The organism is Pantoea sp. Ap-967, from assembly GCF_011752565.1.
Lineage (GTDB): Bacteria > Pseudomonadota > Gammaproteobacteria > Pseudomonadales > Pseudomonadaceae > Aquipseudomonas.
Genome location: NZ_VWXK01000029.1, coordinates 33,630 through 46,171, shown reverse-complemented (window position 1 = coordinate 46,171; position 12,542 = coordinate 33,630). Strand labels below are relative to the sequence as shown.

12 protein-coding genes are annotated in these 12,542 nt (G+C 63.8%); 6 read left to right on the top strand and 6 right to left on the bottom strand.

Annotation, left to right across the window (positions count from 1 at the left end):
- Positions 1–3 precede the first annotated feature (3 nt).
- The 3 genes from F3J45_RS23780 to F3J45_RS23770 form a co-directional block, all read right to left on the bottom strand.
- Entirely contained in the window at positions 4–759 is a 756-nt protein-coding gene (locus F3J45_RS23780; RefSeq protein WP_167068835.1) for an energy transducer TonB, read from the bottom strand.
- Between the two features lie 3 nt (positions 760–762).
- The gene (locus tag F3J45_RS23775) at positions 763–1,170 is read right to left on the bottom strand and encodes a biopolymer transporter ExbD (protein ID WP_167068832.1); all 408 of its coding nucleotides are present in this window, start codon (positions 1,168–1,170) and stop codon (positions 763–765) included.
- Between the two features lie 368 nt (positions 1,171–1,538).
- Complete coding sequence (locus F3J45_RS23770; protein ID WP_167068829.1) at positions 1,539–2,477, bottom strand: LysR family transcriptional regulator; 939 nt, start codon at positions 2,475–2,477, stop codon at positions 1,539–1,541.
- A gap of 156 nt (positions 2,478–2,633) precedes the next feature.
- Between F3J45_RS23770 and F3J45_RS23765 the strand changes: the two genes are divergently transcribed.
- From F3J45_RS23765 to F3J45_RS23750, 4 genes are all read left to right on the top strand, one after another.
- Complete coding sequence (locus F3J45_RS23765; RefSeq protein ID WP_167068826.1) at positions 2,634–3,305, top strand: epoxyqueuosine reductase QueH; 672 nt, start codon at positions 2,634–2,636, stop codon at positions 3,303–3,305.
- Between the two features lie 195 nt (positions 3,306–3,500).
- A complete protein-coding gene (locus tag F3J45_RS23760) occupies positions 3,501–4,604 on the top strand; it encodes a polyamine ABC transporter substrate-binding protein (protein ID WP_167068823.1) in 1,104 nt (367 codons plus the stop codon).
- A 36-nt stretch (positions 4,605–4,640) separates the two neighbouring features.
- Positions 4,641–6,059: an aminotransferase gene (locus tag F3J45_RS23755; RefSeq protein WP_167068820.1), complete on the top strand. Its 1,419-nt coding sequence runs from the start codon at positions 4,641–4,643 to the stop codon at positions 6,057–6,059.
- A gap of 53 nt (positions 6,060–6,112) precedes the next feature.
- Positions 6,113–6,940, top strand: a complete 828-nt coding sequence (locus F3J45_RS23750; RefSeq protein WP_167068817.1) for a helix-turn-helix transcriptional regulator — start codon at positions 6,113–6,115, stop codon at positions 6,938–6,940.
- 101 nt (positions 6,941–7,041) lie between these two features.
- Here the strand turns inward: F3J45_RS23750 and F3J45_RS23745 are convergent, their stop codons facing one another.
- The 3 genes from F3J45_RS23745 to F3J45_RS23735 form a co-directional block, all read right to left on the bottom strand.
- Complete coding sequence (locus F3J45_RS23745) at positions 7,042–7,545, bottom strand: heme-degrading domain-containing protein (RefSeq protein ID WP_167068815.1); 504 nt, start codon at positions 7,543–7,545, stop codon at positions 7,042–7,044.
- A gap of 124 nt (positions 7,546–7,669) precedes the next feature.
- The gene (locus F3J45_RS23740) at positions 7,670–9,253 is read right to left on the bottom strand and encodes a rhodanese-related sulfurtransferase (RefSeq protein ID WP_167068812.1); all 1,584 of its coding nucleotides are present in this window, start codon (positions 9,251–9,253) and stop codon (positions 7,670–7,672) included.
- A complete protein-coding gene (locus F3J45_RS23735) occupies positions 9,250–9,858 on the bottom strand; it encodes a cysteine dioxygenase (protein ID WP_167068808.1) in 609 nt (202 codons plus the stop codon). The genes F3J45_RS23740 and F3J45_RS23735 overlap by 4 nt, the downstream gene beginning before the upstream one ends.
- 297 nt (positions 9,859–10,155) lie before the next feature.
- On the opposite strand from F3J45_RS23735, the gene F3J45_RS23730 reads away from it, so the two are divergent.
- Positions 10,156–11,091, top strand: a complete 936-nt coding sequence (locus F3J45_RS23730) for an ABC transporter substrate-binding protein (protein ID WP_167068805.1) — start codon at positions 10,156–10,158, stop codon at positions 11,089–11,091.
- A gap of 80 nt (positions 11,092–11,171) precedes the next feature.
- The gene (locus F3J45_RS23725; RefSeq protein WP_167068802.1) at positions 11,172–12,491 is read left to right on the top strand and encodes an LLM class flavin-dependent oxidoreductase; all 1,320 of its coding nucleotides are present in this window, start codon (positions 11,172–11,174) and stop codon (positions 12,489–12,491) included.
- The last annotated feature ends 51 nt before the right edge of the window (positions 12,492–12,542 follow it).

Genomic DNA, 12,542 nt, shown 5'->3' with positions numbered 1-12,542 from the left:
GTTTTAATTTTCGATGTTGTAAACAAGTGTCGCGGTAAATCGGTACTTATCCTTGCCCTCGAATACCGCCTGGGGAAAGGGCCTTACTTGCTCGATGCGCCGCAGGCTGGTTTGCGCTGCTTTATTCAGCAACATGCTCGCGGCCTTCTTTTCAATGCCCGAATCGAGCACGGCACCACTGCGGTCGACCAGCAACCAGATCACCACGTTGCCGACCGGGCGTTGCAGCGAGGCCTCACGGCCACGCGGGTACTGCTTGTATTTCTCCAGCTCCGCCAGCAGGGCGGCGATGTAGCTGTTTTCCAGTGCCGCGGTGTTCACCGCCGGTGGCGCCGGGGGCGGTGCGGCCTTGGCCACTGCCGGTGCCGGGGCCGGTTTGGCCGGCGCCGGGTTGCTGGCAACCGGTTGCGGCGCAGGCATTGGCGCAGGTTTCGCCAACTGGGGTTTGGGCTTGGGTGGCTGCGGCTTGGGCTCAGGCGGTTTCGGCTTGGGCTTGGGCGGCGGCTCCGGCACCTGCACCACGGGCTCCGGGTCCGGTTCGGGCAGTGGCTCTGCTACCGGCTCGGGCGGCGGTGGTGGCGGCGGTTCCGGTTCCGGTTGCAGCTCGGCCGGGTCGATCAACGCCACCTCGACGGTGCTGTCATCGTATTTCGGGGTAATTTTCAGGTCCGCTTTCATGGCGCTGTGAACAGCCACCGCCAGCAGGCAGATCGCCGGCAGGCACGCGAGTACTTTTCGCGATTTGAACAGGGCCGACATGGCTTACAACTTGCGCGTGGCGATGGAAACGGAGGCGAAGCCATTGCTCTTGAGCAGGTCCATCACTGCCACAAGCCGGCCCACTTCCACGCCCTGGTCGCTGTTGAGGATGATCACCAGCTTCTCGCTGCCGGTTTCCAGCGACTTCAGCTGCCTGACCAGTTCATCTTCAGGCAGGTCCTGGCCGTCGAGTTGCAGGCGCGCGTCCAGGCCCAGGGTAATCACGGCCTTGTTCTGCGGCTTGAGCTGCTGGGCGTGCGCGGCGCCGGGCAGCTGGGTCTTGATGCCCAGGGCCGGAATCACGTTCAGGCTGATCAGCACGAAAAACACCAGCAGGAACATCATCACGTCGATCATTGGAATGATCTCGATGTGCAGGCGTTTTTTCTTCGGTTCTTCCCAACTGCGCATTGCTCTGGCACTCCCCGTTTCTACGTCGGTCGAGCCGGTCGGCACGACTGTTTCGACCTGAAGTGAGAGCCCCGTCGTGGAATCTTCGAAAGCTGTCACCGATGTCAGGAACGACACCCTAGGGGCAGTTGGTTACAATTTGATTAAGTGGCGAAAGGCCATTTTGGGTTTGTTGGCTGAGGGGGATTCACGCGAGAAGGGGGGTAAAAACCTGAAATACACACGCAGTTGAACATCCCATGCGCCGTTTTTAACTCAACGGCGTGGAATAGTTCACAGTGCAGGAAGAAGTCGCTACGTTGACATATAACTGACATCGCTGTCAGGTATTAACCTTCGCCAGGGTTTTGCCTGGCACCTGCAGGGGGTCAGGGCTTGGCCACGTTCAGGCCCGATACCACGTTGACGCCTTCGAGCGTGGCAAACGAGATGTCTTTGGCGGTGAGCAGGAAATCGCTCACGTAGGGCACTTCCAGCATGTCGCTGCGAATGGCGGCATACAGCGTGGCCTGCAAGCCTTGCTCACCCAGGCGCTTGGCTGTCACGTAGCCGCGTGAGCTGTACTCGTGCACGGCCCAGTTGGGCAGGCAGCAGACACCACGCCCAGAGGCCACCAGTTGCATCATCATCACCGTGAGTTCCGAGGTGCGGACCTGGGCCGGCTCGATGTCGGCGGGGTCGAGGAAGCGGGTGAAGATATCCAGGCGGTTGCGCTCGATGGGGTAGGTGATGAGGGTTTGGTTGGCAAGGTCGGAAGGGGCCAGATAGGGCTTGGCGCGCAGGGCATGGTGGTTGTCGATGGCCAGCATCGCCTCGTAGCCAAACAGCGGCACGTAGCTGATGCCCGGCAGCGACACCGGGTCGGAAGTGACCACCAGGTCCAGGTCGCCGCGCTCCAGGGCTGGCAGCGGCGCGAAGGCGAAGCCTGAGGCCAGGTCCAGTTCGACCTCAGGCCAGGCACCGCGAAATTCATCCACCGATGGCATCAGCCATTGGTAGCAGCTATGGCATTCGATCGCGATGTGCAGGCGGCCGGCGGTGCCGCTGGCCAGCTTGCTCAATTCCCGTTCGCTGCTGCGCACCAGCGGCAGCACCTGCTCGGCCAGTTGCAGCAGCTTCAGCCCGGCGCTCGTGAAGCGCACCGGCTTGGACTTGCGCACGAACAGCGCCATGCCGATACGATCTTCCAATTCACGGAACTGGTGCGACAACGCCGACTGGGTCAGGTGCAGGCGCTCGGCTGCTTCGAGCAGGCTGTCGGTTTCGCGCAGGGCATGGATGGTGCGCAGGTGCCTAAGGTCGATCATGAGTAGAATTGGAGATCAGCTGGAGAAAAATGAGTTTGTCTCATAGCGGAGAATGCCTGACAATCCCCTTCTCGAATTTTTACGTCAGGGAACAGGGCACCGTGGTACAGGCGCAAACGTCTCTCCCTGGCGTTCACGTTTCCAGGGAAAACACCCATGACCCCCATCGACCGACCGAAACTGACCCTGCCCGACGGCGCCGACCGCCTGCTGCTGCATTCCTGCTGCGCGCCGTGCTCCGGCGAAGTGATGGAGGCCATCACTGCGTCGGGCATCGACTACACGATCTTCTTCTACAACCCCAATATCCACCCCGAGCGCGAGTACTTGCTGCGTAAAGACGAGAACATTCGCTTTGCCGAACAGCACAATGTGCCGTTCGTGGATGCCGACTACGACACCGACAACTGGTTTGCCCGGGCCAAAGGCATGGAGCAGGCGCCCGAGCGGGGAGAGCGCTGCACCATGTGCTTCGACATGCGCTTCGAGCGCACGGCGCTGTATGCCCACGAGCATGGCTTCTCGGTCATCAGCAGCTCGCTGGGCATCTCGCGCTGGAAGGACATGCAGCAGATCAATGGCTGCGGCCACCGCTCGGCGGCCAAGTACCCAGGAATCAAGTATTGGGACTACAACTGGCGCAAGGCCGGGGGCGCTGCGCGGATGGTCGAGATCAGCAAGCGTGAACGCTTTTATCAGCAGGAATATTGCGGTTGCATCTACTCGTTGCGTGACTCCAACCACCATCGCAAGGCGCAGGGGCGGGACATCATTCGTATCGGCGTGAAGTACTACGGGGATGAAGAAGACGGGCAGGGGATGGTTTGAGTCATCGCAGGTGATACCAAGGCCCTAGGCTCTGTCTGCTGGCTTCTGTCAGTTCGGATGTGATGACATCGAACTCGATCGCGCAGCCCCACCTCCGGCACACCCCCATTCGGGGTATGGCCCTGCGTCACCAACCCACCGATAGTGGCTCCATCCGCTCAGCCGAGCCGATCCTGATCACACGATGGAGTTGCTATGCGCAAAACGCTGAAGGTGATTTCCAGCCTGTTGCTGTGTTGTACCGCCGGCGCCACCCTGGCCGGTGAAGCAGACACCGGCAACACGCTCAGGTTGTACAACTGGACGGACTACATCGGCGAAAACACCCTCGCCAATTTCGAAAAGCAAACCGGCATCAAGGTGATCTACGACACCTTCGATGGCTACGAAACGGTTCAGACCAAACTCCTGACCGGGCGCTCCGGCTACGACCTGGTGATGCTCAATGGCTCGCTGGTGCCGCCGTTGATAAAGGCCGGAGTGTTCCAGCCGCTGGACAAATCCAGGCTGCCCAGCTGGGCCAACCTCGACCCGCAGGTGGTGCAGAGCCTGCAGGCCTTCGACCCCGGCATGCGCTATTCGGCGCCCTACACCTGGGGCAGTTCCGGCATCACCTACAACGTCGACAAAATCAGGCAGCGCATGCCTGATGCGCCCATCGGCTCGCTGGCCATGCTGTTCGACCCGAAAATCGTCTCGCGCTTCGCCGACTGCGGGGTCACCGTGATGGACGCGCCCAGCGAAGTGATCCCGCTGGCCCTCAAGTACCTGGGCAAAGACCCGCAAAGCGCAAGGCCCGCCGACCTCAAGGCGGCCCAGGACGTGCTCATGGGCATTCGCCCCTACATCAAGAAATTCGACTCGGTGAACTACCTCACCAGCTTGCCCAACGGCGATGTGTGCATGGCCCTGACCTGGTCTGGCGACTACGCCACCGCCCAGGCCCGTGCGGTGGAGGCGAAAAAGGACATCAAACTTTCGTTCTTCATTCCCAAGGAAGGCTCGCTGATCTGGTTCGACAGCCTCTACCTGCCCAACGACGCGCCCCATGTGGCCAACGCCCACCGCTTCATCGAGTACCTGCTGCAGCCCAGCACCATGGCCGAGGTTACCAACTACATCCACTACGCCAACAGCAACGCTGCCGCCACGCCCCTGGTGCAGGCCGATATTCGCAACGACCCGGCGATCTACCCCGACGCGCAAACCCGCGAGCGGCTGTTCACGCAAAAATCCCAGGACCCCCAGGCCATGCGCGCCATCACCCGGGTCTGGAGCACGGTCAAGACCGGCATCTGACACCTTTCACCGTACCGATCCGACAAGGAACCGCTTATGGCTACCCCGACTCGCCCATTGGCCGCCACCCCGCGCAACGACCTGCTGGTGAAAGCCGACAAAGCCCACTACATGCATGGCTACCACATGTTCGACGAGCACGCCGAGCAAGGCGCGCTGAACATCGAAGCCGGCGAGGGCGCCTACATCACCGATACCCAAGGCAACCGTTTCCTCGATGCCGTTGGCGGCATGTGGTGCACCAACATCGGCCTGGGCCGTGAGGAAATGGCCCTGGCAATCGCCGACCAGGTTCGCCAGCTGGCCTACTCCAACCCGTTCTCCGACATGGCCAACCCCAAAGCCATCGAGCTCTGCGAAAAGCTCGCAAGCCTGGCGCCGGGCGACCTCAACCATGTGTTTCTCACCACCGGCGGCTCCACCGCCGTGGACACCGCCTACCGGCTGATCCAGTACTACCAGAACTGCCGTGGCAAACCGCACAAGAAGCACGTGATCGCCCGCTACAATGCCTACCACGGCTCCACCTGCCTGACCATGTCGATCGGCAACAAGGCTGCCGACCGGGTGCCGGAGTTCGACTACGCCCACGAGCTGATCCACCACGTCTCCAACCCCAATTTCTACCGGGCGGCGGACGACATGGACGAGGCCGAATTCCTCGACTTCCTGGTGGCCGAGTTCGAGGACAAGATCCTTTCCCTGGGCGCCGACAACGTCGCGGCGTTCTTCGCCGAGCCGATCATGGGTTCAGGCGGCGTGATCATTCCACCCAAGGGCTACTTCCAGCGCATGTGGCAGGTATGCCAGACCTACGACATCCTCTTCGTCGCCGACGAAGTGGTGACCTCGTTTGGCCGGTTGGGCACCTTCTTTGCCTCCGAGGCCCTGTTCGGGGTGGTGCCCGACATCATCACCACCGCCAAGGGCCTGACGTCGGCCTACCTGCCGCTGGGTGCCTGCATTTTCTCCGAGCGCCTGTGGAAGGTGATTGCCGAGCCAGGCAAGGGCCGCTGTTTCACCCACGGTTTCACCTACAGCGGGCACCCGGTGTGCTGCGTGGCGGCGCTGAAGAACATCGAGATCATCGAGCGGGAAAACCTGCTGGCCCACGTCAATACGGTCGGCGCCTACCTGGAGCAGCGCCTGCAAACCCTGGCCGAGTTGCCGCTGGTGGGCCAGGTGCGCTGCATGAAGCTGATGGCCTGCGTGGAGTTCGTTGCCAACAAACGCACCAAGGCGCTGTTTGCCGACGCGGTGAACATCGGTGAACGCATTCACCTCAGGGCCCAGGCCAAGGGCTTGCTGGTGCGGCCGATCATGCACCTGAACGTGATGTCGCCGCCGTTGATCATCACCCATGCCCAGGTCGACCAGATCGTCGACACCCTGCGCAGCTGCATCCTGGAGGCGGCGCAGGAGCTGACCGAGCAAGGCCTGTACCACGGCCAATGACCCACCTGCACGCACAGGTGCGCGCGCGTGCCCCGGCCGGTAGACTGCGGGGCATGAGCCGAGCACACCAAGACACCACAATAAACCTGCCGTTTCATGCCCTGCAGCAATGGCACAGCGCCCTGCAACAGGCCTTCGCCCACAGCGAGGGCCCGGACGCACTGGCCTGGCTGGCGTCCGCCATCAGCCAGCTGGTGGCCGTCGAGTCGATGCTGATCAGCCACGAGCGCAAGGGCCACCCGCCGCAGTTGCTGTATCAGCAGGGCATTCCAGCGCGTTACCACGAGGCCGTGCTGGAGCGCTATTACGCGGCGGGCTACCTGCTCGACCCGTTCTGCCTGGCCGTGGAGAAAGGCCTGGCCCAGGGGTTCTACCACCTTGAAGACATCGCCCCCGATCACTTCTTCGACAGCGACTACTACAAGGCCTATTACCTGGGCACCGGCTGCAGTGAAGACAGCTATTTCATCGTTGACCTGGGTGACGGCAGCAAGCTTTCCCTGAGCCTGTTCCAAGGCTGCAGCGGCGCGCGCCTGGGGCTGGCGCAACTGCACCTGCTGCAGGCGGTGGAGCCAATGGTGCGCGAGTTGCTGCTGCGCTTCGCCCGCCATGGCCTGGCGCAGGCGCCCCAGGCCAATGGCAACGTGCAGGCGGCATTCGACAGTTTCGGTTGCGGGGTGCTGACCGAGCGCGAGCGCCAGGTCGCGCAGATGGTGCTGCAGGGGCATTCGGTGAAGTCCACCGCCCATGAGCTGGGCATTTCCCCGGAGACGGTGCGCATGCACCGCAAGAACCTGTACCTGAAGCTGGCGATCAACTCGCAATCGGAGTTGTTCGCCCAGTTCATCGGTTGGCTACGGCAGGCGCTGGCCCCGGCTTGAGGCCCCATCGCGAGCTGCGCTCGCTCCTACCAGGGCCTGCGCACGCCCCCTCCCGTAGGAGCGAGCGCAGCTCGCGATGGGCTGCAAAGCAGCCCCGGCACTCAGAGCGCTTCAGGTGGCAGGCCCAGGGAGGCCAGCGGCTGGTTGAGCACGCTACACAAGGCCTCAACGACCACCTGGTGATCCTGCCGGTGGGGCAGGCCGGACACGGTCACGCAGCCGATCACCCCCGCACCGCGCACGCTGATGGGAAAGCCACCGCCAAAGCCTGCGTAGTCCGCAGCAGGCAGGTGATAGCGCTGGGTGATGTCCTTGCCTTCGAGTTTCAGCTGCAGGGCAATGCGGTAGGTACTGCGCAGAAAGCGCTGCACACTGTTGGTCTTGCGCCGCACCCAGTCATGGTTGTCGGCGGTGACGCCGGGCGTGGAGGCCAGAAACAGCGGGCGATCGAAGCGCCGTACATCGATCACCAACGGCCATTGCTCGGCAACTGCCTTGTTGTACAGCAGCGAACCCAGTTTCCAGGCGACGTGCTCGTCGAAGTGCTCGAATTGCAGGGCTTGCTCCTGACGAACCAACAGCGCCAGTTCTTCCTTCAGATCCATGTCCGACCTCATGCCTTTTTTATTTGAACACTAGCCCGAGCATATGCCATGTACGCTGCCAGCGTATACGCCCTCGGGCCAGCCATGCGGGTCAGGAAGGGAAGGCCGAACAGGATGCCAGGCGTCAGATCACCTTGAAGCCATGGGTGCCATCGCGCTCCAGCTGCGCAATCAGGCCGAACTCCCAATCCAGGTAGCCCTGCATGGCCTCGCGTGGGTTGTCGGTGCCCTCGTAGGGGCGCCGGTAGCGGTCGCTGCGCGGCACGGCCAGGTGGGTTTCGCCGCTTTCCAGCGCCTGCCCGGCAGCGATCCAGCGGGCAGTGCCGCCCTCCAGCAAGTACACCGGGGTGCGCGTCAGGGCTTGCAGGTCGCGGGCGGCAAAGCGCGCCAGCAGGCTGCTGCCGCACGTCAGTACATAGCGGCGAGCCTCGGGCAGGTGCTCCAGGGCCTCTGCCAGCTGGGCGCGGATCGCCCAGTGGGCACCGGGGATATGGCGCTTGACGTAGTTGGCGCTGGCGGTGAAGTCCAGCACCACGGTGCCGTCCTCGGCCAGCCAGCTGGCCAGCTGTTGCACATCCACTTCATTGGCCGCCGGCAGGGCGGGCACCTGCGCCTGCCAGTCTCCGCTGGCGCTGAAGTCCGCCGCGCCCAGGCCGTCGAGCACCGCCACCTGCCAGCCCATCTGGGCCAGCCAGGATGCACTCATGTTGGCGCGCACGCCGTCATCGTCCACCAGTACGATGCGCGCCCCGCGCACGCTGGCGACGTGGTCGGTTTCCTGCACCAGTTGCCCGCCAGGCACCGAGCGGCTGCCGGGCAGGTGGCCGGCGCTGTATTCCTCGGGGGTACGCACATCGAACAGGTAGGTGGTGCGCCCGGCCTCGGCCTGCCAGCTGGCCAGGCCCGCACGCTCTATACGGACCACGCCGGCGCGGTCCGCCACCTCGCGGGCCTGCTGGGCGGCGTTGGCGCGGGTTGCGTCGCTGACCGCGGTGAAGCGGCGTTCCTGGCCGTGGGCCAGTTGCTGGCCGGCCAGGGTCCAGCCGATGGTGCCATTGCGCAGCGCCGCCACCGGGTTGCGGATACCAGCGTTGACCAGTGACTGGGTGCCAATGATGCTGCGGGTGCGCCCGGCGCAGTTGACGATCACCTGGGTGGTCGGATCCGGCGCCAGTTCAGCCACGCGCAGCACCAGCTCGGCACCGGGCACGCTGATGCCGCCAGGAATGCTCATGGTCTGGTATTCGTCGAAGCGGCGGGCGTCGAGCACCACCACGTTGGCGTTGTCGTCGAGCAGCGCCTGCACCTGTTCGGCGGCCAGCGACGGCGTGTGGCGCACGCTTTCCACCAACTCGCCAAAGGCCTTGCTCGGCACGTTGACGTCGCGGAACAGCTCGCCGCCGGCTGCACGCCAGCCGGCAAGGCCACCTTCGAGCACGGCCACGTCGCTGTAGCCCAGGGCCAGCAGGCGCTGGGCGGCCACGGCGGCCAGCCCTTCGCCGTTGTCGTAGACGGTGATCGCGGTGCTGCGCCGCGGCACCCGGTCGTAGACCTCCAACTCCAGTTTCGACAGGGGAATATTGGCAGCGAACAGCGGGTGTTCCTGGGCGAACGGGTCTTCTTCGCGCACGTCGATCAGGGCCAGTTCCTGGTGGGCCAGCAAGGCGCTGCGGATAGAGTGGTAATGGCGGGTGGTGACAGTCGTCATGGGGCAGGGTTCTCTTTGGACAGGTCCCAGATATTGGGCAGGCGGGTATTGGAATAGCCTGAGATGAACGGCTTTTCGCTGCCGTCCACGGCGTACACCGCGCGTTTCACCGCGCCGATGTTGCCGCCGTAGACATGAATGCTGATCGACACCTGGTCGGCGTAGGCATTGCTGACCTGGTGAATATCGCCAATGCGCGGCGATACCGCTTCCACTTGGCCGGGTGCCAGGCGCACCGGGGCGCCGTGGGGCAGCAGCGCGCCGTGGGCGTCGCGCACGAAGCCCTGCGAATGTTCGGCGCCGCGCAGCATGCCGATCAGACCCCAGACCCGGTGGTCGTGAATCGGCGTCTGTTGCCCGGGGCCCCAGACGAAACTCACCACCGAAAAGCGCTGGCGCGAGTCGCAGTGCAGCAGAAATTGCTGGTAGCGCTGCGGGTCGGGCTGCGCGAGCTCGTCGGGCAACCAGTCGTCATGGGCCACCAGCTCGGCCAGCCAGTGCTGGCCATGGTCGAGGAGGGCGGCTTCATCGGGGTGCTGGTCGAGCAACCCGGCAAGGCGGTCGATGAAATGGCGCAAGCGCTCCGGGCGCAGGTTCTGGCTCATGGTTCAGGCTCGGCTTACAGGTTTCGGTTAACCCTAGCAAACCTGCTTTCTATTCTCAAAATGCAAAATGCTCATAAGCTAATATGCAAATAACGCATTTACAGCCACGCAGTTTTGTTTTGAAATTGCCATACCTGAAGGCATGAGGTTATGCCCAATGTGCATTTCACAGGTCGCTTATCGCGTTATAGATTATAAAAAATATCGAATTAATGCCTTTGGGCTATAAATCAACCAAAGACGAGACCGCACGCGCGGATCGGCTCATGTGCCCCAAGCGGGTATCTGGAGACGAACGTGCGCTACATCAAACAATTGGCCGCCACGCTGCTGGCCACCACCTTCAGCCTTGCCGCCGCCGCCCAGACCCTGGTGGTCGGTGACCAGAGCTACAACGCCCGCGCCGTGATGGAAGCGGCCGGGGTGCTCGACGACCTGCCCTATACCCTGGAATGGAAGCAGTTCACCGCAGGCTCGCCGGTAGCCGAAGCGCTCAACGTCGGCAGCCTCGACATCGGCCTGCTGGGCGATGCGCCGCCGTTGTTCCTCGGCGCCCTGGGCGCGCCGATCAAGGTGATTGCGGTCAGCCGGCAGAACCTCGAAGGCGTGGCCATCCTGGCGCGCAAGGACTCGAACATCCACAGCCTGCAGGACCTGCGCGGCAAGCGTGCGGCGATCTGGAAGGGCTCGTGGAGCCAGCAACTGTTGTTCAGCGCCCTGGACAAGGCCGGCGTGCCACGTGATGCGCTGGAACTGCGTTACCTCAGTGCACTGGACGCCTCCCACGCCCTCGACGGCGGCTCGGTGGACGTGATCGCCACCTGGGAGCCCTACGTCACCCAGCAAGAGCGCCAGGGCGCGCGGGTGCTGGCCACGGCCGAAGGGGTGATCCCGGCGCAGAGTTTCGTGGTGGCCAACAGTACCTCGGCCGAGCAGAAGCGCGCGCAGATTGCCGACTTCCTGCAGCGCCTGAAAAAGGCCCGTGACTGGACCCTGAGCGACCCGGCCCACACCCAAGCCTACGCCGATGCCTGGGCCAAGCGCACCCGCGCCGACGGTGACATTGCCCGCGCCTGGTTCGCCCGGGCGCGCACCGACCTGGCGCCGCTCAACCCACAAGTGATTGCCGATGCGCAGAAGACCGTGGACTTCTTCGCCGGGCTCGGGCTGATCAAGGCCTACCCCGCGGCAAGCCTGTTCGACACCTCGTTCGGCGCCGCCATCGAACATTGAGCCAACCCCTACCGGCCCCTTCGCGTGCAGGCACGGGCTTGCCCCGCGCAGGGGCCCACACCCATTTCAAAGGACTTCCCATGAGCAAACGACAGATCAAACTCGGTGCCCTGACCATGGGCTGTGGCGGCCCGGGCCGGCACAACCTGTGGCTCGACCCTGAGCTGCCCGCCGACGCCAGCGTCAACATAGACTGGTACATCGACATCGCCCGGCAAGCCGAGGCGGCGCTGTTCGACCTGATGTTCATCGTCGACAGCCAGTTCATCACCCCCGGCTCGCCTTCGCATTACCTGAACCGCCTGGAGCCCTTGACCCTGCTGTCGGCCTTGGCGGTCAGCACGCGCCATATCGGCCTGGTCGGCACCCTGACCACCTCGTACAACGCACCGTTCAACGTCGCCCGCCGGCTTGCCTCGCTGGACTTGATCAGCAAGGGCCGGGCCGGCTGGAACGTGGTCACCAGCGGCGATGCCGGCACCGCGGGCAATTATGGCCTGGACGAGCACTACGACTACGACACCCGCTACAGCCGTGCCCAGGAGCACGTGGCGGTGGTGCAGGGCCTGTGGCATTCCTATGAAGACGATGCCTTCCCCCGGGACCGGGCCACTGGCCGTTTCCTCGACCCGGCCAAGCTGCATGCGCTGGCGCACAAGGGCGAGCACTTTTCAGTGGTCGGCCCGCTGAACATCCAGCGCTCGCCCCAGGGCCAGCCGGTGATCTTCCAGGCCGGCGATTCCGAACAGGGCCGCGCGCTTGGCGCTGCCACCGCCGACGTGGTGTTTACCCATGCCGCCAGCCTTGAACAGGGCCAGGCGTTCTACCGCGATATCAAGGCGCGCGCCGAGCGCCTGGGGCGTGACCCGGAGCAGTTGCTGGTACTGCCGGGGGCGGAGATCTATGTGGGCGATACCGATGAGCACGCCCGCGAAATCGAGCGCCATTACCACCAGGCCGACCACAGTTTCGAACTGGCGCTGAAGGAGTTCGGGCGTAATTTCGGCTGGCATGACTTCAGCCAGTACGACCTGGACGCACCGTTCCCGCAAGAAAGCCTGGAGTCTGCCCGCAGCAGCTTCTTCACCAATGCCAAGCGCATCGCCGACCAGGCCAGGTACAAGGGTTTCAGCTTGCGCCAAGCCGTCGAGTTCGGGCGCCAGTTGCGCCCTGGGGCTTTCGTCGGCTCGGCCGGGACGGTGGCGGCGAAGATGGCCGAGTGGTTCGAGGCCAGGGCGCTGGATGGGTTCAACATCTATATTGGCCACCCTGGGCAGTTCCGCCGGTTTACCGAGGAGGTGGTGCCGTTGTTGCAGGAACGTGGGGTTTATCGCACGGCGTATGAGGGCAATACCCTGCGTGAGAGCCTGGGGTTGCCGATTCCGCGTTTCAGCCGGTAGATCAGCTCCTCGACCTTGTAGGAGCGGGCTTGCCCCGCGAAGCAGGCGGCG

Excerpts from the sequence above, each read along its gene's own strand:
- F3J45_RS23780 (WP_167068835.1), bottom strand. The coding sequence starts at position 759 with ATGTCGGCCCTGTTCAAATCGCGAAAAGTACTCGCGTGCCTGCCGGCG.
- F3J45_RS23775 (WP_167068832.1), bottom strand. The coding sequence starts at position 1,170 with ATGCGCAGTTGGGAAGAACCGAAGAAAAAACGCCTGCACATCGAGATC.
- F3J45_RS23770 (WP_167068829.1), bottom strand. The coding sequence starts at position 2,477 with ATGATCGACCTTAGGCACCTGCGCACCATCCATGCCCTGCGCGAAACC.
- F3J45_RS23765 (WP_167068826.1), top strand. The coding sequence starts at position 2,634 with ATGACCCCCATCGACCGACCGAAACTGACCCTGCCCGACGGCGCCGAC.
- F3J45_RS23760 (WP_167068823.1), top strand. The coding sequence starts at position 3,501 with ATGCGCAAAACGCTGAAGGTGATTTCCAGCCTGTTGCTGTGTTGTACC.
- F3J45_RS23755 (WP_167068820.1), top strand. The coding sequence starts at position 4,641 with ATGGCTACCCCGACTCGCCCATTGGCCGCCACCCCGCGCAACGACCTG.
- F3J45_RS23750 (WP_167068817.1), top strand. The coding sequence starts at position 6,113 with ATGAGCCGAGCACACCAAGACACCACAATAAACCTGCCGTTTCATGCC.
- F3J45_RS23745 (WP_167068815.1), bottom strand. The coding sequence starts at position 7,545 with ATGGATCTGAAGGAAGAACTGGCGCTGTTGGTTCGTCAGGAGCAAGCC.
- F3J45_RS23740 (WP_167068812.1), bottom strand. The coding sequence starts at position 9,253 with ATGACGACTGTCACCACCCGCCATTACCACTCTATCCGCAGCGCCTTG.
- F3J45_RS23735 (WP_167068808.1), bottom strand. The coding sequence starts at position 9,858 with ATGAGCCAGAACCTGCGCCCGGAGCGCTTGCGCCATTTCATCGACCGC.
- F3J45_RS23725 (WP_167068802.1), top strand. The coding sequence starts at position 11,172 with ATGAGCAAACGACAGATCAAACTCGGTGCCCTGACCATGGGCTGTGGC.